This window comes from Leptolyngbya cf. ectocarpi LEGE 11479 (genome assembly GCF_015207065.1).
Lineage (GTDB): Bacteria > Cyanobacteriota > Cyanobacteriia > Phormidesmidales > Phormidesmidaceae > Leptothoe > Leptothoe ectocarpi.
Window position 1 is genome coordinate 1 of record NZ_JADEXP010000003.1, and the last position, 20,003, is coordinate 20,003.

General features: G+C 50.4%; 16 protein-coding genes. 6 read left to right on the plus strand and 10 right to left on the minus strand.

Annotated elements, in window-relative coordinates:
• Window positions 1-47: 47 nt before the first annotated feature.
• The 3 genes from IQ260_RS00855 to IQ260_RS00865 all read right to left on the minus strand — a co-directional run bounded on the left by IQ260_RS00855 (window position 48) and on the right by IQ260_RS00865 (window position 3,147).
• Window positions 48-1,688, minus strand: a complete 1,641-nt coding sequence (locus tag IQ260_RS00855) for an ABC transporter substrate-binding protein (RefSeq protein ID WP_193989947.1) — start codon at window positions 1,686-1,688, stop codon at window positions 48-50.
• A 483-nt stretch (window positions 1,689-2,171) separates the two neighbouring features.
• Window positions 2,172-2,669, minus strand: coding sequence for a Clp protease N-terminal domain-containing protein (locus IQ260_RS00860; protein ID WP_322744864.1), 498 nt, complete (start codon window positions 2,667-2,669; stop codon window positions 2,172-2,174).
• 64 nt (window positions 2,670-2,733) lie between these two features.
• The gene (locus IQ260_RS00865) at window positions 2,734-3,147 is read right to left on the minus strand and encodes a hypothetical protein (RefSeq protein WP_193989950.1); all 414 of its coding nucleotides are present in this window, start codon (window positions 3,145-3,147) and stop codon (window positions 2,734-2,736) included.
• Between the two features lie 289 nt (window positions 3,148-3,436).
• Between IQ260_RS00865 and gloB the strand changes: the two genes are divergently transcribed.
• Together gloB and IQ260_RS00875 are read left to right on the plus strand one after the other, a co-directional pair.
• On the plus strand, window positions 3,437-4,201 hold the full coding sequence (gene gloB, locus IQ260_RS00870) for a hydroxyacylglutathione hydrolase (RefSeq protein ID WP_193989952.1): 765 nt from the start codon (window positions 3,437-3,439) through the stop codon (window positions 4,199-4,201).
• Between the two features lie 134 nt (window positions 4,202-4,335).
• Window positions 4,336-4,968: a response regulator transcription factor gene (locus IQ260_RS00875; protein ID WP_193989954.1), complete on the plus strand. Its 633-nt coding sequence runs from the start codon at window positions 4,336-4,338 to the stop codon at window positions 4,966-4,968.
• Here IQ260_RS00875 and IQ260_RS00880 read toward each other — a convergent pair.
• Together IQ260_RS00880 and IQ260_RS00885 are read right to left on the minus strand one after the other, a co-directional pair.
• Complete coding sequence (locus IQ260_RS00880) at window positions 4,945-6,291, minus strand: sensor histidine kinase (RefSeq protein ID WP_193989956.1); 1,347 nt, start codon at window positions 6,289-6,291, stop codon at window positions 4,945-4,947. The two genes, IQ260_RS00875 and IQ260_RS00880, sit on opposite strands and share 24 nt — an antisense overlap.
• 91 nt (window positions 6,292-6,382) lie before the next feature.
• A complete protein-coding gene (locus tag IQ260_RS00885; RefSeq protein ID WP_193989958.1) occupies window positions 6,383-6,946 on the minus strand; it encodes a hypothetical protein in 564 nt (187 codons plus the stop codon).
• Between the two features lie 336 nt (window positions 6,947-7,282).
• On the opposite strand from IQ260_RS00885, the gene rplI reads away from it, so the two are divergent.
• Window positions 7,283-7,735, plus strand: coding sequence for a 50S ribosomal protein L9 (gene rplI / locus IQ260_RS00890; RefSeq protein WP_193989960.1), 453 nt, complete (start codon window positions 7,283-7,285; stop codon window positions 7,733-7,735).
• A 488-nt stretch (window positions 7,736-8,223) separates the two neighbouring features.
• Window positions 8,224-12,063, plus strand: a complete 3,840-nt coding sequence (locus IQ260_RS00895) for a replicative DNA helicase (protein WP_193989962.1) — start codon at window positions 8,224-8,226, stop codon at window positions 12,061-12,063.
• Window positions 12,064-12,130: 67 nt separating this feature from the next.
• Here the strand turns inward: IQ260_RS00895 and era are convergent, their stop codons facing one another.
• From era to gltX, 5 genes are all read right to left on the minus strand, one after another.
• The gene (gene era, locus IQ260_RS00900; protein ID WP_193989964.1) at window positions 12,131-13,063 is read right to left on the minus strand and encodes a GTPase Era; all 933 of its coding nucleotides are present in this window, start codon (window positions 13,061-13,063) and stop codon (window positions 12,131-12,133) included.
• A 48-nt stretch (window positions 13,064-13,111) separates the two neighbouring features.
• A complete protein-coding gene (locus tag IQ260_RS00905; protein WP_193989966.1) occupies window positions 13,112-13,549 on the minus strand; it encodes a secondary thiamine-phosphate synthase enzyme YjbQ in 438 nt (145 codons plus the stop codon).
• An 87-nt stretch (window positions 13,550-13,636) separates the two neighbouring features.
• On the minus strand, window positions 13,637-14,731 hold the full coding sequence (locus IQ260_RS00910) for a glycosyl transferase (RefSeq protein WP_193989968.1): 1,095 nt from the start codon (window positions 14,729-14,731) through the stop codon (window positions 13,637-13,639).
• Window positions 14,732-14,905: 174 nt separating this feature from the next.
• Complete coding sequence (gene ftsH2, locus IQ260_RS00915; protein WP_193989970.1) at window positions 14,906-16,798, minus strand: ATP-dependent zinc metalloprotease FtsH2; 1,893 nt, start codon at window positions 16,796-16,798, stop codon at window positions 14,906-14,908.
• 244 nt (window positions 16,799-17,042) lie between these two features.
• Window positions 17,043-18,491: a glutamate--tRNA ligase gene (gltX, locus tag IQ260_RS00920; RefSeq protein ID WP_193989972.1), complete on the minus strand. Its 1,449-nt coding sequence runs from the start codon at window positions 18,489-18,491 to the stop codon at window positions 17,043-17,045.
• 217 nt (window positions 18,492-18,708) lie between these two features.
• Here gltX and IQ260_RS00925 point away from each other — a divergent pair, with 217 nt between their 5' ends.
• Complete coding sequence (locus IQ260_RS00925; RefSeq protein ID WP_193989973.1) at window positions 18,709-19,335, plus strand: DUF1614 domain-containing protein; 627 nt, start codon at window positions 18,709-18,711, stop codon at window positions 19,333-19,335.
• Between the two features lie 223 nt (window positions 19,336-19,558).
• Window positions 19,559-19,993 carry a DUF6918 family protein gene (locus IQ260_RS00930; RefSeq protein WP_193989974.1) on the plus strand — a complete coding sequence of 145 codons (435 nt, stop codon included), beginning with the start codon at window positions 19,559-19,561 and terminating at the stop codon, window positions 19,991-19,993.
• Window positions 19,994-20,003: the final 10 nt, after the last annotated feature.

The window sequence follows — 20,003 nt, forward strand, 5'->3', positions numbered from 1 at the left end:
ATGTAGGGTCGCTCCATGGAACGACCCTACATGGGAATTTCCCAAAATTATTTACCAATTTGCCACAGCAAAAATTGCTGATTAGGCTCAATCGCCACGCCATCCACACCAGACGCGGCAAATACATAGTCCTTGTTTTGCCAGAGAGGAATGTAGGGCACATCGTCTACCATGGCCTGCTGGAGATCCTTAAACAGACCATCGCGGACTGATTCATCCAGTTCCGCACTTTGTTTGGCCAGCAGCTCATTGGTCTTAGCACTGTAATAAAACGAGCCATTACCCTGGGTGGCTCCTTGTTCACAAAGCGTTTCTTCCGAGCCTTGATCGCAGCTCAAAAACGGCTGCACAAAGTTATCAGGGTCAAAATAATCCGGGTACCAGTTGGACAGCACGCTGGGATAAATGCCTTTCTCCACGTTCTCCCAAAGTGTGGCCGATTCAGCAGTGCTCACTTGCACATTCACCAAACCAGACATGTTGGACTCAATCGCCTCTTTGAGCGTGTTAGCCACCACACTACGCGTCGTCGAGGACGTCGGGTACCAAATCTCAAACTCTAGGGGATTAGCTGTCGTAATCCCTGCTTCCTCTAAAAAGTCCTTAGCCTGGCCATAGTCACCATCACCATAACTGGTTTCAAACACAGGCTCATGCACATCAAAACTTTTAGGAATCAGGCTATAGAGAGGCTCAGCCTGGCCTTGAAACGCCCGATCATTGATCAAGTTGCGATCGATCATCGTTGCCACCGCCTTGCGCACATTCAAATCATCAAAGGGAGCAATCTTTTGATTGAGGGACATATAGTTAACCACCGTCGAACCCGCTTCAATGACGGTCCAGCCCCCTTGGTCCGCCCCTCGTTCTAACGCGGCAATTTGCTCAGGATCTAGGGTTTGATAAGCCACATCCAAACCGCCAGACTGGAAGGTGTTGTACAGGTTAGCCGGACTGGAAAAAATCTGGATATCAATACCGTCATTGACAGGTGCTTCTCCCCAATAGTCTGGATTAGCATCCAGCTTAATTACATCGCTGCTAAAAGATGCCAGCTTGTACGGCCCCGATCCTAGAAATTCTTCAGGTTTAAACTGGGCATCACCAATGGTATAGGCCTCAGGCGGCACTGGGGTTACGCCCCAAAATGTCAGCAGCGAGGTAAATGCCGCAAACGGCTGTTTTAGCGTAATCGTCAGCTCATACTCGCTCTTCGCCTCAACCGTCGCAATCTTCTCCGACAGTAAGAAGGCTGGTCGGCCACCATTATCCATAAAGCGCTGGATTGAAAACGCCATCACCTCGGCATTAAACCCGGAGCCATCGTGGAGCGTCACCCCCTCGCGTAGGGGGATCGTATAAGTGAGCCCGTCATCGCTGATGGTGGGCATCTCAGTGGCTAGCTGAGGTTCTAGGGTCGTCGTTCCTGGTGCGTAGGTATAGAGCCGATCGCCTAGGTTATATAGCAAAATCCCAGGAAAAATTTCGTAGGCATCGGCCGGATCTAACGTGCGGGCACTCAGGGTAGTCCCCATGGATACACGACCGTCGGATGCAGGGGAACTCTCTTGCTCGTTACCGCCACAAGCAACAGCAAATAGAAAGCACAAACTAAAAAGGCCAATATAGTAACCTAGCGCTTGCCATGGCCTGAGCCAACGATGCTTACCCAAGAACTGAACCGACATAAGCGATCTCCGATACGCGATTAAACTGCGACAGCCTGCTGCAATCAAATCCATCCCTCAGAGCCATCGATAACATCGAGTAGATCTAAAGAGATAGCCGTATTTCAGGTGCAGCCCATGGGTGCTATTTTTACCACCCTCGGAGATTTCAAGCAATGAAGTGATCTAAAAAGCTCAACGTCTGACAACTGTTTTCTCCTTTGGTGTCGCCTTTATTCTCTCACGCTGCCATGACTGTCATTATTGTTGTAGCGAGGTGTAGCGAGCCAACTATATGGGTGTAGCGAGCCAACTATATGGGTGTAGCGAGCCAACTATATGGGTGTAGCGAGCCAACTATATGGGTGTAGCGAGCCAACTATATGGGTGTAGCGAGCCAACTATATGGGTTTAACAGTCTAAAATAGCGTACGGCCAGCGAAGTCTCACCTGCCACCGTGTTTAGGCCTATTAAGTCCTATTCTTTAGGTAGTCGACAAACAACTATTCCCCCTCGAAACTGCGATAGAAATTTTCGATAATATCCTCGGTAGAGCTGGCCAATTTTCTAACAACTGCGGCTGCAACACCGTCACCCTCACGCATAATACCGATTAATAAATGTTTGGGCTCAATGCTCTCGCTATCTAGCTTATCGGCCTCATCCAAGGCAAGCTCGAACACCCGTTTTGCTCGCGGGGTAAATGGAATATCTTCATCGACAAATCCTGAACCGAGACCTATGATCTGCTCCACTTCGTGGCGGGCATCGTCAAGATTGATCGCCATGTCTGATAGGGCACTGGCAGCCTGATTCTCACCCTCTGCCATCATTCCCAGAAGAATCTGCTCTGTGCCAACGAAGTTATGGCCCATTTTTCGGGCTTCCTGTTGGGCCTGGACGATGATGGTACGAGCTTTGTCTGTGAAGCGTTCAAACATAGTGACCTCCCCGATCAGGAATTTGCCACCATCATAGCGACGCAGGCTAAAATCATGCATCAGCCAGGCCCAGTGGAAGGGCCAGTAACAGATACCGGCCCCAGACAAGATACCAGCTCTTAGATTATTCTTTGATCTCTTCTACGTCTGGTAGTTGATCATCGGCCCAGGTCAAGCCACGGGAAACCCATTGCCCTACGGCAACAGCCGCTAAGGTTAGGGCTGTTATTTTAAGCAAAAGGACCAGCAATCCACCAAACGCAGTCACCAACGTCACCAGAGCAATAGCTAACACCGCCAGCGCCGCTGCCAGCAATAGTTGAACAGGCTGAGTCTTGCGGAGAAGTTGCCAGGTGGCCTGGGTCTTGTCAGTTGCCACTGGCTGATACTGACTCCATAGGTGCAGCGCCTTGTCTGTGGCTTGAGTAGACAAATTACTGAGTCTAGGATCCAGGGTAATGCGTTGCTGATTGTCGGCATCAGCGGTAGGAGTACCCAGGCTAATGTGATGAGTCGATGCAGATTTTGCTAAAGTCATGGTTCGATCCTTATGTGAGAAGTTTGGATTGAGACTGGGGATAGGTGGCGCTAACAACCTGTCCCTTTTTGCTGACCTGATGCGCACGCACCTGACTGGCTCAGCAGTGGCAACATCTCTGGTATTTATCTGCCAGGGACGTTAAAGTACTACTGTACTAATAAATGCGCTCAGTCAAACCTATATATCTTTTCGTTAACAGCTAAATTTTAGGTTTTAGGCTCTCAGGTCGAGTGCTCAGAACCATGGGATCCCCCATACTAGAAAGGCTCGACGACACCATTTCACCATGCAGATACATCGTCTTAATGCTTGGTCAGACAACTATATTTTTTTGCTCTACGATGGCAATACAGCCGCTGTTGTGGACCCCACTGAGGCAAAACCTGTACTCGATAAGCTCGATGAGTTGGGCGCTGAACTGACCGCTATATTTAATACGCATCACCACGGGGACCATGTGGGTGGCAACCAGCAACTGCTGGCTGCATACCCCAAGGCAACGGTGTATGCCAGCGCTGTTGATCGCGATCGCATCCCCGGACAGCAGATCTTTCTCAACGATGGGGATACTGTTAATTTTTGCGATCGCATCGCCCAAATATTCTTTGTCCCTGGCCACACCCGAGGCCACATCGCCTACTACTTTGCCCCAGTCGCCGATGAACCGGGTGAACTGTTCTGTGGCGACACCCTGTTTGCAGGCGGCTGCGGACGTCTGTTTGAAGGCACACCAGCCCAAATGGTCGCGTCCCTCAGCAAGCTGCGGCAGTTGCCAGACAATACCCGCATCTGGTGCGCCCATGAATATACCCTGAGCAACCTCAAATTTGCCGTTACCGTAGATGGTCAAAATCCAGACCTGCAGACGCGATACGCCCAGGTAAAGACCGCCAGAAAACGTAACGAAGCAACCGTGCCATCGCTGCTGAGCATTGAGAAAAAAACCAATCCCTTTTTACGCTGGGATCAGCCCGCCCTAAAGGCAACCGCCAAAATGCAAGAACCTGCCCGTGTCTTTGGCCGTATTCGCGGGATGAAAGACATGTTTTAGCCGCGCTAACATCCCCCATTCGGGTGATCTAGTCAGGTGACGCCATGGAACAAGCCCCGTTGTAAAGTATGGAAGATTTGAGAGAGACTGGACAATCTCCCTAGAAATCCTCAGTTATCCTGTCCGTATCCCCCATGGCCCTGGACATTCTTATTGTTGAAGACGATCCCATGATGCGTTTAGGTCTGACCCACTCTTTAGCGCCTAAACCCACCATCAATGTGATCGGCGAAGCAGACGACGGTTATCAAGGGGTGGCCATGGCAAAAGCGCAGCAGCCCGCTGTCGTACTTATGGATGTTGGTATGCCCCGTCTCGATGGCATCGCTGCCACCCAGCAAATTAAACAAGCCTTTCCCCATATCCGGGTGGTCATGTTTACCTCCCATACCGATCAAACTGAGGTGATCGCGGCGCTCTCCAGTGGAGCTGATGCCTATTGCATCAAGGGCACTAACCTGGATGCCCTGATGCAGGCCATTGCAGTGGCCGCCGCTGGTGGCATCTACCTAGATCCACAAGTTGCCCAACAAGCAATCGCCTGTTTAACCCATCAGTCTCCTGCGCCAGAGCATCCCTTATCCGCCCGAGAACTTGAGGTGCTCAAGCTGATTGTTGAAGGCTACAGTAATCCAGAGATTGGCGAGCAGTTATTCTTAAGTACCAATACCGTCAAAACCTACGTTAAGGGCATCATGAACAAACTGGTGGTCAATGACCGGGTACAGGCTGCCGTGGTGGCCCTACGTAGAGGATGGGTGAAGTGACAACGGCAGCGTTACCCAAAAAGTAGTCCCTTGCCCTACTTCAGAATCCACACCGATGGTGCCACCATGGGCATGGACAATTTGCTGAGCGATATGTAGACCCAGCCCCACACTCAGGTGCCGACGGCGATGCCCCTGGGAATAGAGGCTAAAAAGGTGAGCGCATTGCTCCGCTGTCATTCCCACACCATTGTCACGCACGGTACAGCGCAGACTAGGCTGCGGAGAGGACACCACCGAGGCCTGTACCCAAATCACAGTCCCAGGTGGGTTGTGGTGTAGCGCATTGATCATCAGGTTATGAAACACTCTCCAGAGCTGAGTGTTGTCGCCAGCTACCGATGGCAGATCGGCAGAGAGCTGATTGCGAATGGTGATTGTTGTCTCAGCCAGCTGAGGAGATAATTCTTGGCAAATAGACGCAATCAGAGAGTAGAGATTGACCGCCTGTCGCTGCAGCATGAGACCTTTCAGCTTATTATTGTGAGCCTCAAGCAAACTGTTGATCAGCACTAGCTGGCGCTCTCCACTCTGGAGCATTTGCTCTAGCAATACCCGATCCATAGGGATTGTTTGCCCATGCTGAGCGAGCAAACTTTTGACTAGCAACTGTGTCCCGGTTACGGGATTACGTAAATCGTGGGACACCGCATGCAAAAAGGTTTGAACCTCTTGGCGGGCCTCGAACTCTTGATACCGCAGGCGCTCATAAAGAAACACACCTAAATCAGCCACAATACACACCCACACCAAATAGATATAGGCAGAGACCGTCCCGAACATTATATCCGAGCGCTCAGCTACCGTATCCGCTGTAAAAAAAGCGCCGATCACTAGAACAGTGAGGGGAATGAGCAGCGTTAGTTGCGATCGCACATGCAGCCGCCACCTCACCGGGACCAGTGTGGACTGGGACAAAAACACCATGGACCAAATAACCACATCGGAGTCATCCACATTACCGGCCATCACACCGGCCACTAGCAAGGTCAGGGTTACCCCAGCTGAAAACAACCAAAAAATCAGCCCCTGATGTCGTTTGCCCCAGGGAAGCGTCTGCAACCCCAAACCTAGAACAAACGACAGTCCCATCACACCGTTGACGAAAAAGTTGTCTAGCCCCACATCGTCAGGTCTCACCTGCCAAAGCCAAAATTCCAATAAGGTGATGGTGGCCAACACAAACGAAAAGAGTCCGATCAGTAGTCTGAGTCGCTGATACAAGAATCGCTGCCGCCACTGCCGATAGTCACTCAACACATTGGGTGCCAGTACTTTGACAGAAAAATAGTGCCCCCACCAGGCCTTCAAACGATTCAACATGATCGGTGCAGCAAGCGTTTACAGAGACGTTGACTCAAGGTTGGAGGAGAGTGAGGTATGCCAGCTGGCATACCTCACCCAGGCTCTCAGCCTACCGCAACACAAATGAGCTAATAAACCGGTCAACGTCGGTCTCATTACTATCGACGGCCACTAATACATAGGCTCGTTCATTCGCTAGATACAAACGCATATCGATGGCGCCATCATTGTCACTATAGCGATAGCGTCGCCCCGGATAGTTGCTAAGCTGCACATCAACTTCCGACGCCATCAGGGCATCGATATCTATGTCGTCAAATGTAGAGTCCCGTAGTTGATCCAGGACACTAGTGGCTCCTTGACTGAGAAACGCTGGGGGCAGATCAGCATAGGCAACCATATATTGACTGGTGGTTGTGAATGATTCAAACAGATGAATTTCAACCGGATCGCCTTCAATGTCGTCATCTTCAGTGGTGACCTCGGGCGGTGTGGGAAATGCGATCTCAAACCGCCCCGCAGACGATGAATACACAGACCCCTGGGCCAGCTGCCACGGTGCTACTGGCTCATAGGCCACCGCTGGCATTGTCGGCCATAGTCCCAGACCTGCCACTACCACAATCCCCTCCACCATCAATCGGCGGATCGCTTTACGTTGATTAGTACGCATACAATGATTCTCCAAAACTAGACCGTTGGAACCTACAGCTGTCCAACGCTTCTACACATTAGTTCTGGCCATCTAGAGTCCACTACGCCCAGTCGTCTCACCCAATCGGGTGAATAGTGCGCCACCCACAACTGATGATGAGCGCTCCGCCCGATTTAAATTTGCCTCAGACGAACCTGATTCTATAGAATGTTAGACTGCACTAGTTTTATTACGGGTCAAAGAAGGAGACTGGGCCATATAAACCGTTTACACGTTTGAAAACCTGTCCACCTAACGTTGGAAGCTGCTGCCAAATGTGTACACGCAATTTATCTGGGCCTGAGCAGAATCATTATGGCAAAACGGGTTCAGTTAGTTTTAAGTCAAGGCATTAGCAAGCTAGGCAATGAAGGCGACCTCGTCGAAGTGGCACCTGGCTATGCACGTAATTATTTGATCCCTCGCGGGTTGGGTTACCGGGCCACCCCGGGTGTGCTCAAGCAGGTTGAGCGTCGTCGTGAAGAGGAACGTCAGCGTCTAGAGCAGATTAGGAAGGATGCGGAAGCGATTAAGACTGCGATCGCAACCATTGGCCTCTTCACCATCAAGAAAGAAGTCGGTGAGAACGACGCCATCTTTGGTACCGTTACCGCTGATGAAGTCGCAGAACTCATTAAGACTAATACAGCTAAAGAAATCGACAAGCGCGACATTGAAGTACCCCCCATCAATAAACTGGGCGAGTACACCGTGCTGATCAAGCTCCACAGCGAAGTCACTGCTGAGCTCAAGCTGCGGGTCGCTTAATTCAGCTAAATGAGCGCCCTAAACCTCTTGGGTGGATGCAAGCGCCATCAACGAATCACGCGAAAAAAGCCCTAGATCGCTTCTAGATCTGGGGCTTTCTCATAGAGCAAAGAGTAACCACCAGAAGTCGTCAATGCTTAAAGGTGAGCAACGATTTAGGAAATCGCCGTGTGGCAGATGCCACACTACAGATAAAGCATTTATGACTGATATAATACAGATGAACTATAAAGCAGATTGTCCCACTCTGCCCTTCTGCGGCCTACTAAGTAGATAGCCAAAAGTAAACGTCTTTAACGTCGCTGGTTTCGACTCCGCTCAACCAGCTAATTTTGAGAAGATGAGGGCTGAGCGGAGTCGAAGCCCGGATTGATGGATAGTTTTGTCCATTCACTTAACCCAATCCGCCTAAGTTCACTTCAACTACTTTTCAAGCTTTTCTAGCTCACCTAATTTAACGTCACCCACCATATCGCCTGCAGGTTGTCATGGCTCAAGAGCGCAAATTTCAAGCAGACTTTGATCGCCTACCTCCCCAGAATATCGAGGCAGAGGAAGCTATTCTAGGCGGCATTTTGCTAGATCCAGAGGCCATTGGTCGGGTCACAGAAATCATCGTCCCTGAGGCGTTTTATATCGGTGGGCACCGCGAAATATATCGCGCTGCCGTAGAGCTGCAGGCCAAAGGCAAACCCACCGACCTGATGACCGTTGCTTCCTTACTCAAGGACAAAAACTTGCTCGAAAAAGCAGGTGGCCAGTCCCGTCTGGCGCAGCTATTTGACCGCACCATCAGCGCAGCCAACATCGACCAGTACGCCAAACTGGTGATGGAAAAATACACCCGCCGTCAGCTGATCCAAATCGGTGGCGAAATCGCCCAGCTGGGCTACGAAACAGAAAGTCCCCTAGAAACAGTCTTAGATCAGTCCGAGCAAAAAGTCTTTGGCCTCACCCAGGAGCGACCCCAGCAAGGGCTTACTGCCACTTCAGATATTCTCACCGAAACCTTTGACGATATTGAACAGCGCTCCATGGGTATGGTGCTGCCCGGTTTATCCTGTGGGTTTTATGATTTAGACGCCATGACCCAGGGTTTTCAGCGTTCTGACCTCATAATCGCCGCTGGGCGTCCGGCAATGGGAAAATGCTTGAGTGCCGATGCCAAAATTTTATTGGCTGATGGTTCTCTCAAAACTATTGAGGAAATTTACCAGCAGCGGCAGGGGCAATTATTAACTCTAAATAACCAGTGGCGTTTTGAAGTGACTCAACCCAGCGCCTTTGTAGATGACGGGATTAAACCTGTTTTTCAAGTCACAACACGACTGGGAAGGAAGATCAAAACAACCTATAGCCATCCCTATCTAACTATGGATGGATGGCTACCTCTGAGTAGTTTAAGCGTTGGCGAGAAAATCGCTATTCCTAGAAAATTACAAGTTTTTGGTTCACAAGCTTTACCAGCTCATCAGGTTAAACTCTTGGGCTATTTAATCGGTGATGGAAGCCTGACAGGTAATGCTGCCACCTTCACCCATGAAAATCCGCTACTGCAAACTGACTTCACAGCAGCAGCAAGCCAGTTTTCTTACAAAACCCTACGTCGGACAGGCAAAAATCCTGTAGCTGCGTGGCTTGATGGAATCGGATTGTGGGGATTAACTGCTCACGATCAGCATATTCCCGATGCAGTGTTTACACTGCCCAAACAGCAACTTGCTTTATTTATAAATCGTCTCTTCTCTACAGATGGTTGGGCATCAGTCTTGAGCAGTGGTCAAGCACAGCTCGGCTATGCCACAATCAGCGAAACGCTAGCACGACAGCTACAGCATTTACTACTGCGGTTTGGTATCGTTGCAACTTTGAAACAGCGTCGAGTGAAATACAAAAATACTCGGCGACCTGCTTGGCAGTTGGATATTACGGATGCGATCGCAATCCACACATTCATCACTGAAATCGGCATCTTTGGTAAAGAACAGGCTGTTTGTAAAGTAGCGGATGCGATCTCAAACAAACGTTATCACAGCAATCGAGATCTAATTCCTAAGCCCGTCTGGGCAGAGCTTAAAGCCGCAAAAGGAGATGAAAGCTGGAAAAGTATAGCCGCCCGTGCAGGCTTTCCAAACGTTACGAATATCCATGTTGGTAAGCGAGCGCTGAGCCGCCCTCGTTTGGCAGCATTAGCAACCGCGCTGGAGCATGAATCCCTTCAACATTTGGCCACAAGCGATATTTACTGGGATGAAATTGTTGCTATCGAGCCCATGGGGAGTCAACAGGTCTACGATCTAACTATTCCTGAAACACATAACTTTGTTGCTAATGATATTTGTGTTCATAACACTAGCTTCGTGCTCAATGTGGCTCGTAATATCGCTGGCGGACATAAACAGCCCATCGCCATCTTTAGTTTAGAAATGTCCAAGCAGCAGTTAGTGTATCGACTGCTATCGGCAGAGGCTCGAATAGAAAGCGGTCGGCTGCGTACAGGGCGCATTGGTCAGCATGAATGGGAACCGCTGGGCCACGCCATTAGCTCCCTTTCACAGATTCCTATTTTTATCGACGATACGCCCAATATTTCAGTTACCGAGATGCGTTCTAAATGTCGTCGTCTGAAAGCTGAAAACGGCGGCGCACTGGGTTTAATCTTGATCGATTACCTACAGCTCATGGAAGGCAGCAGCGATAACCGAGTACAAGAACTCTCAAAAATTACTCGTTCTTTGAAAGGTCTCGCTCGAGAATTAAATGTTCCAATTATCTCTCTCTCTCAGCTTAGCCGTGGCGTAGAGTCTCGCACCAATAAGCGCCCAATGATGAGCGACCTGAGAGAATCAGGATGCCTTAGTGGCGAAACTCTAATAGCTCTAGCTAATACCGGCAAACAAGTGCCTATTCGCGAACTGGTAGGGCAGTCTGATTTTTATGTGTGGGCTTTCAATGAGAATACTTGTAAGCTTGAGGCATCCAGGGTAAGTAATGCTTTCGCTACAGGAGTACAACCTGTATTCAAGCTCACAACACAGTTGGGACGGACGATTCGTGCCACGAGTAATCACAAGTTTCGCACATTTGATAGCTGGCAAAGATTAGATAACCTGAAAGTTGGTGAATGCATTGCCTTACCTCGCAAACTACGTAGCGACACAAAGCAGACCCTATCGGATAGTGAGCTTGGGTTATTAGGTCATCTAATTGGTGACGGTTGTACGCTACCACGTCATGTTATTCAATACACAACTCGAGAAGCCGATTTGGCGCAAATAGTTGTTGACCTTGCGAAGGAAATATTCGGCACAGCGCTTCAACCTCGAATTAATAAAGAACGTCAATGGTACCAAGTTTACTTACCAGCTAGTCAACACCTAACTCATAGAGTACGTAATCCTATTGCGGAATGGCTGGATCGGCTAGGTATATTTGGTTTACGGTCCCATGAAAAACGGGTGCCCGAACTCGTATTTCAGCAACCTGAAGCTGCTGTGGCCACTTTTTTAAGACACTTGTGGAGTACAGATGGCTGTATCAAGTTAGTAGCAGGTCAAAGAGCGCGACCTATTGCATATTACGCTAGCAGCAGTGAACAACTGGCACAAGATGTACAATCTCTTTTGCTGAGACTAGGCATTAATGCAAGACTCAAAAAAGTAAGTCAGGGTAAAAAAGGAAGAGTACAGAATCATGTTGTTATTACAGGAAAAATAGATCTAACTATATTTATCGAGCTGGTTGGAGCTATCGGTGAGTATAAGCTCCGCGATCTTGAGGAAATTAAGAGCTACCTCATCAACCGAAAAACAAACACTAATCGCGACATCATTCCCATGGCGGCATGGCAGTTGCATGTATTGCCAGCTATGACAAAAGCTAACTTAAGCCAGCGAGATATGCAAGCCCAGTTGAAGGTTCCCTACTGTGGAACAACCTTATTTAAACAAAACATGAGCCGAGCACGAGCTCAGAGAGTAGCAGCTGTTGTAGACTCTCCTGGACTCTCCAAATTAGCAAATAGTGATCTCTATTGGGACAAGGTCGCGTCAATAGAACCAGACGGTACTGAAGAGGTATTTGATTTAACAGTTCCGGAGAATCATAACTTTATTGCCAATAACATCGTTGTCCATAACTCCATTGAACAAGACGCGGATCTGATTATGATGCTATATCGCGAAGAATATTACGATCCTGATACACCCGATCGGGGTCTGGCAGAAGTGATTATCGCCAAGCACCGTAATGGTCCTACTGGTACTGTAAAACTGTTGTTTGAGCCACAGTACACACTGTTTAGAAATTTAGCAAACTCGAAGTCATAGCAGCCGTAGGCTGCAGCATAATATTCTTTAGATATCTCTCCTGTGCTCAGAGATATCTAAAGCTATTTTACTCTTCGATACGATATCCTAGCTCTGCCAGATGCGTTCTAGATTGTCGCCACCGTTCCTGTACCTTTACAAAGACTTCCAGATAAACCTTACCCGCAATCAGTTTTTGCATTTGCTCACGGGCCGCTGTATTGATCGTCTTCATCATTGATCCTTTTTTACCAATGAGAATTCCCTTTTGAGATTTGCGTTCCACATAGACCGTGGCGAGAACATTGGTGATTTTAGGCGTCTCTTCCACAGCCTCAATGGCGACAGCTACTGAGTGGGGCACTTCCTCACGGGTGTGCAGTAATACCTGCTCACGAATCAGCTCGCCCATGATAAAACGCTCGGGCTGATCGGTCACTAAGTCCGGCGGATAGTAGTATGGACCGGCCTCTAGCCGCTCCATCAGGCTTGCCTTTAGAGACTCCAGACCCGTTTCAGCTACCGCCGAAAACTTACAGACAGGCCAGCCATTTTCATCCGCCAGGGCCTGATAGCTGATATCAATCATCTGGGCCTTTGATTCTGACTGGAGATCGGCCTTGTTGATACCTAGTACAACAGGCACATCACTGCGCTTGAGTAAATCGGCAATGAACAGATCGCCTCGTCCCAGCTCACCCGTTCCATCGACAACAAACAACGTGACATCTACAGAATCGATGGCAATGCGGGCATTTTTTACTAGGACTTTCCCCAGTTCATGGTGCGGTTTATGAATGCCAGGGGTATCGACAAAAATCACCTGGGCCTCGGGTAAGGTCATCACTCCCCGCAGTCGGTTACGGGTAGTCTGAGCCACGGGTGAGGTAATGGCAATCTTTTGCCCCACCATTACATTCATTAATGTCGACTTCCCGACGTTGGGCCGTCCGACAATACCAACAAATCCGGACCGAAACCCTGGTGGCGGTGAAGGGGTTCCCCCCAGATCAATGGTCATCTCTGTCGTATACCTCTGTGTTTTATCTAGAAGCTTTACAGTAAAGCTTTAAATGCCTGTAATGTGAACAACGACCTCACGACGGTAGCCACGGCGGCGGTGCTCCCATAGATAAATGCCCTGCCAGGTGCCCAGAGCCAATCGCCCATTCATAATCGGAATCTGCTCCGAGGTATGGGTCAAGGCTGTCCGTAAATGAGCCGGCATATCATCAGGGCCTTCATCACTGTGGCGATAGTGATTGCCCTCGGGGACCAACCGCGCTAAGAAGGTTTCCATATCCAACAGCACATTTGGATCAGCATTCTCCTGAATGACTAAGCTAGCTGAGGTATGGCGTAAAAACAGACAACATAGCCCCGTACTGACCCGTGATTCACGGACGACATCTTGCACCTTCATCGTGAATCGCTGTAGCGAATAGCCACGGGTCTGCAGGGTTAGCACCGTCTGATAGTGTACAGAGGCTGAGGCGGTAGAAGTCATGGAAATGCCCCCCGAAATAGAGATTCATGCTGCCTTTCAGCATAGAGCAGGAGTTTGCCAAGAGATACGTTTTTTGTTTTAAACAACCTAAAGTTTTTCCCTATACTTCGCACTGAAGTAGGCACTAATGGCGCTGGCAATAGCGTCATTACCATCATGGGTCAGTGAAGATCCCGGCGGAGCATTCAAAGGCTGCTCTAGAAACGACCAGTCACCGTCAAAAAATGTCTCGCTATCTAAAATCTGATGATGGGCATGGCGCTGAATTCCCTCTAATAGCAGTGCAGCTTCGGCAAACCCCTGTCGGGGTAGGGTAACGATGCCACAATTTTGACGACAGGCTTCGGCAAAGGTGCTATAGCCTGGCTTAGAAACGACGCGATCGCACACCACCATCATGTCCACCGGGCGCAGCTGCCGATCTTGCACCTTTAGCAGGTTAGGCAAGTCGGGGGCTTGCCGATCAAAGGTCATAAACTGCCAATCAGGATAGTCCTGTAGGGCTTTCTGATAGGGAATTTGAGCTAAACCTAGGCCGCCAAACGTGAGTAGAACTGTGCGTTCGTCCGGTACGCTGAGGCCATAGCGCTCTCGCAGGGCCTCTGGAGTTAGTTTTGGTGTGCCGCCGGTCAGCCCCACATCGGTGATGTTGGGAAAGGCGGTCATGGGCTCATGAAATGGGAGACGGAAGATGCGATCGCAATCCCCAAAACAGTCCGCAATCCAATCTGCGATCGCCTCAAATCCACTACCCCAGGGCCGGTATATATAGTCCCAGCCAAAATTACTCATCATCCAGCAGGGAATACCTATCGCCTTAGCCAGCTGAGTTACCAAAGGCGGAATATCCCCCAAAATCAGGTCCACGCCCGCCGTTTGAATAAACTCAATCTCCGGTGCCAGAATCTCAGCTTGATGGTCACGAATCCACTCTAGTTTCTCTAAGGTGGCAGCCTTATCCATCGTCAGGCTGTCGCTTTGGAGCACACCAATGTCAAAGCTCACGGGCCGATAGGTCACTCGCTCAGACGGCAAGTAGGACGCTAGCAACCACTGGGGCGCAGTCGTAGCAACGATAATTTGTAAATCAGCACAGGATTGCAGCAGCGTGGCCGCCACCGATGCCGCCCGAGTAGCATGACCAAATCCATGATTTGTAATTGCTAAATACAGCGTAGGCATAATCCTAAAAATAAATAAAACAATACTGTATGTCCAAGATAGGAAGCCTACGACAGAAAAATGGTGAAGCAGCTAACGCCACCTCACCATCTCACTGATTATAGTTTTGAGCCTATCCCCTAGCACTTAACCCCAACAAGTTGAGTGTGTCAAAGGGGCGATGTTCTCACACAGCTATAGAACGGGAACAAACTTCTCCTTTTCAGGAACCGTGGTGTACTCGGCGATAATCTGACGGAACTCTTCACCATCGAGAGTTTCTTTTTCGATCAGAATATCAACCACCCGATCCACAGCTGCCCGGTTATCTTCAACCAAGCGCTTAGCATCGTCGTAGCACTTCTCAACGATGACACGCACCTGCTCGTCAATTCGCTGTGACACTGTTTCGGAATACTCCGAACGACCGCCCCAGCTGCCGCCTAGGAAGACCTCACCTTGGGGATTCTCTAAGGCCAGGGCACCCAGCTCAGAGGACATACCAAAGCGAGTCACCATCTGGCGGGCCATGGAGGTCACCTGCTGCAGGTCATTACCAGCACCTGTGGTCACCTCAGCATCACCAAAGATGATGTCTTCAGCAGCACGACCGCCCAACGCACCGGTAATCCGAGCTAAGAGCTGGGAGCGAGAAATCAGCATCTGGTCTTCGCTGGGGGTAAACCAGGTGAGACCCTGTGCCTGTCCGCGAGGAATTAGCGTCACTTTTTGCACGGGGTCATGGGCTTTGACCAAAGTACCAATCAGAGCATGACCGACTTCGTGGTAGGCGATCAGGCGCTTGCTCTTACCGTCTACCAGAGGTGTGCCTTCCATACCGGCGATAACACGGTCTACCGCATCATCGATTTCCAGCATGGTGATGGCTTCTTTACGGCGACGGGCCGTTAGAATAGCGGCTTCATTGAGCAAGTTGGCCAGGTCAGCACCGGTAAAGCCAGGGGTGCGACGTGCGATCGCATCCAAGGAAATCTCATCTGCCAGCTTCTTATTACGGGCATGGACTTCTAGAACTTCCACACGGCCCTTAACATCAGGTGGATCCACCGAGACCTGACGGTCGAAACGACCGGGACGCAGTAGTGCCGAGTCTAGAACATCCACCCGGTTGGTCGCCGCAATCACGATGATGCCGCTGTTGCCCTCAAAACCATCCATCTCGGTGAGCATCTGGTTGAGGGTTTGCTCGCGCTCATCGTTACCACCGCCGATACCCGAACCACGGGAGCGACCCACAGCATCAATCTCATCAATAAAGATGATGCAGGGCGCATTTTCCTTAGCTTTCTTAAACAGGTCACGGACACGAGACGCACCGACACCGACAAACATCTCCACAAATTCAGAACCAGAGATGCTGAAGAAAGGAACACCGGCTTCACCGGCAATGGCCTTAGCCAGCAATGTTTTACCGGTTCCAGGAGGGCCGACTAGCAGCACACCCTTGGGAATGCGGGCACCTACAGCGGTAAAGCGCTCAGGCTTTTTCAAAAAAGTAACGACTTCTTGTAGCTCTTCTTTAGCTTCATCGATACCAGCGACATCATCAAACATGATGCCTGTCTTGGCTTCCATCATGAAGCGAGCCTTGGACTTACCAAAGTTCATCGCTTGACCAGGACCACCGCCAACACCACCGTTGGAGCGTCGGAACAGGAAGAACAAACCAGCAATTAATAGAAACGGAAATAGCAGGTTGCCTAGAATACCGACCACAGCACCATCGTTGCGAGGTGGGTGGGAATCTAGACTAATATCCGAATCACGCAGACGCTCAACCAGCTCAGGGGCACTGCCGGGCAGATCCACACGCCAGCGCATGACTCGATTATCCAGCTGCGGATCAACCGCTTCAATAATGGCTGTGCGACCGCCTTCATAGAGGTCAACCGCCGTCACTCGGCCAGAATCTAAATAGTCTAAAAACCGACCGTAGGTCATACGGGTACTCGCCGTATTCCGACTCATATCTGCGGGGTCTCCGCCCATGGAACCTTGCCAGAAGAAAAACCCAATCAACAGGGCTGGCAGCGTCCAGAGCAGAATGACTCTCCAAGAAAGCTTCATATCTCGGTGGCCTCGTTTTAAATGAACAGTGCTAACTGCCTCTGCCCCAAAGGGCAAAGCACGTTTTACATTTTATGGTAGCCATTGAAAACTTATGTACTAGGGCCAGCCGGGCAAACTTGGATTTGCCCGTAGGTCAATACAGTTTTATTGGCTACATTGTTTACTAAATGTAACGTAAATTCTCAGATAGGAACAATCCTTTACGAAATAACCTGTCAGCGAGTGATGAATAACGGGGAAATTAGCGGGCGAGTGCGATCGCATTTTCCAGTCTGCCCTGGTCAAAGCCTCGCTGGTGCAAGATCAGCCAGGATTCAGCCAGATCCGGTCCCTGCATATCCGCCATCAGAGCGGCTCGCAGCGATCTCATAATCAGTCCTTTCTTTACACCAAGGGCCTTTGTCACCTGGGTAATGAGTGCCTTGACATCACCCACCTCGCTTAAACCGTCGTGGGCTTTTAGCGCATCTAGAACAGCCTGCATCGCATCGGCTACACCGTCCTTTTTGAGCTGCGCCACCGCCGCATCGGCAAAGTCCATCGTTGGCGAAAAGAAAAACCGGCTCAGATCCACACAGTCTGTCAGCCGTGTGAGGCTAGGACCAGCCAAAGCCGACAGCTTGAGCAGCCAATCTCGATCGGCCTCTACGTCAAACTCATATCCCGCCTCAGCCAGATAAGGGACCATCAACGGCAACAGGTCCTCTGGAGATTTTTCGTGTAGGTACTGACTATTAATCCAGTCCAGCTTATCCCAGTCAAATTTAGCCCCCGCCTTATTCACTCGGTCAAAGCTAAACAGCTTAGCTGCGTCATCTAGGGTGAATATTTCTTGGGCCTCAGGAGCCGACCATCCCAGCAGGGTCATATAGTTGGCCAGCGCCTCTGGGGTAAACCCCATGGCCTGAAAGTCTGAAATCGAGGTCACCCCATCCCGCTTAGACAGCTTGGCCCCTTTTTCATTCAAAATGAGCGGTGTGTGTGAAAACTCGGGCACAGGCATTCCCAGCGCCTCATAGAGCAGGATTTGCTTGGGAGTATTCCCCACATGGTCTTCGCCGCGAATCACATGGGTGATGCCCATATCCGCGTCGTCTACCACTACCACAAAGTTATAGAGGGGCTGCCCAATTTCATTACTGGATGAGGCCCGAGCAATCACCATGTCTCCACCCAGGTCCCGGCCTTTCCAGGTCACCGGACCGCGCACCATGTCATTCCAGGTAATCTCGCGGCCATCGTCAATCTTGAAACGAATCACTGCCTGGCGTCCCTCGGCTTCATAGGCGGCAATTTGCTCAGGGGTGAGGTCGCGGTGCTGATTGTTATAGCGGGGAGCCTCGCTGCGGGCTTTCTGCTTTTCCCGCATGGCGTTTAGTTCTTCAGGGGTTTCATAGGCGCGATAGGCCAGTCCTTGGTCCAACAGCGCTTGAATCTTAGGCTGGTAGAGACCCATGCGCTGGGTTTGATAGACGGGCTCTTCGTCCCAGCTCAGGCCTAACCACTGGAGGCCATCCATAATGTTCTGGGTGTATTCGGGTTTCGACCGTTCTAGGTCCGTATCTTCCACCCGCAGCAAAAATGTGCCGCCCTGGGCACGGGCAAATAACCAGTTAAATACAGCGGTTCTGGCGGTACCAATGTGGAGATTGCCAGTGGGACTCGGAGCAATCCGAACGCGAACAGACATGGTGATAGGGCCGAAAACGAAACAGCTAGGTTTATCAGCGTACTATATGGCCGCCGGGACGAGAGGTCGCCCAACGAGACCCGTCCCATCAAGTACGGGGTTTTCTACCCCATAGCCCCGGATACAAACGCCACACTGGATATGTGCCTAGGTTGGTTATTAGGTAATGCAATCTGGCCTCAGGCACCGTCAACGTCATCTCAGGGTTTAGATAACCATGATCGTTTTGCCTGTTGTGCTGTTTTTATTTGTGATGCTGCTACTGCCCCTGGTGATTACAGGGATGACAGTGGATATGGTGACCGTCGCTGTCACCAAACTAGGGTTTGCCCCTGGTTTGGCTATCCTCTTATTGGCAGCCATCGTTATTGGCAGCACGATTAATATTCCTCTGTACCAAAAGTATCCAAAGCGGCTGCAGCCCGCCGGGATGCCGTGGTCCCAGGGGCAGCGCACTGTGGTGGCCCTCAACGTGGGGGGCGGTCTGATTCCGGTCGTGCTAGCGCTCTATCAGCTCACCCGAGGTCATGTGCTGCCGATTCTGATCACGACGGCCATTGTTACAGTCGTCAGCTACTGCGCCGCTCAAATTGTTCCCGGTACCGGCATCCGCATGAATGCGATGATTGCGCCGCTAACGGCTGTCGTCTGTGCCTGGTTGCTGGGGGCAGCAGCGGCTCCTAGTATTGCCTTTGCAGGGGGCATTTTGGGTACCCTAATTGGCGCGGATCTCTTGCACTTAAGAGAGATTGAGCGTTTGTCTCCGGGCGTCCTCAGCATCGGTGGAGCCGGTGTGTTAGATGGCATTGCCCTATGCGGTCTATTTGCGCTGCTTCTAGCCTAGGGTCGTAAAGATCCCGCAAAGTTGTCTGAGGGAATGGGGCGAGCTGGAACAATAATGGTGATGTTAATTCTTTACGAATTAGGACGATTTTTGTTGATGGGTTAGGGAATACAGCTTTAGAGGAGTCCTGATGATTTGCCAGGACGTTTCACCTCACAGCTCTAACCTCATTGACAGTCAAGTCTGTGTCGCATTCCTTATATTGATATTTAGGTAAATCCTTATGGGACTACACGAAAAAATCCAAGATGAAACTGTCCGTGCCAATATTGTCGAGGACTGCACCAAATTAATTGATGCCCAGGTGGCAGCTAAGGGCGGCCTATCGGGCATGGCGATGAAAACAGCCTACGGTGTGATCAAAGGCGTCGGTGCTGGCTATATTCCTGGAGCGATTAATCGTCTGCTGCCAGAGGCGTGTCAGGCCATTGACCCCATCTGGCAAGAAGGGGCTGCGGCTGGTGATCCCGTTCAGTATCTGAGTGAGCATAGCAATCGCACCGCTGACAGCATTCTCAGCGTCACCGATGCTCGCATTGAGAAAACCAGCAATGGCGTGGTCAGTGCCACTTACCAAAAGCTGCGCAAGTCGGTTAAAAACGATGTAGAAGCCGCCGTTCCTGGCCTTGCTGAGATTATTGGCAGCCACGCCGCTTAGGGGCAAGCCT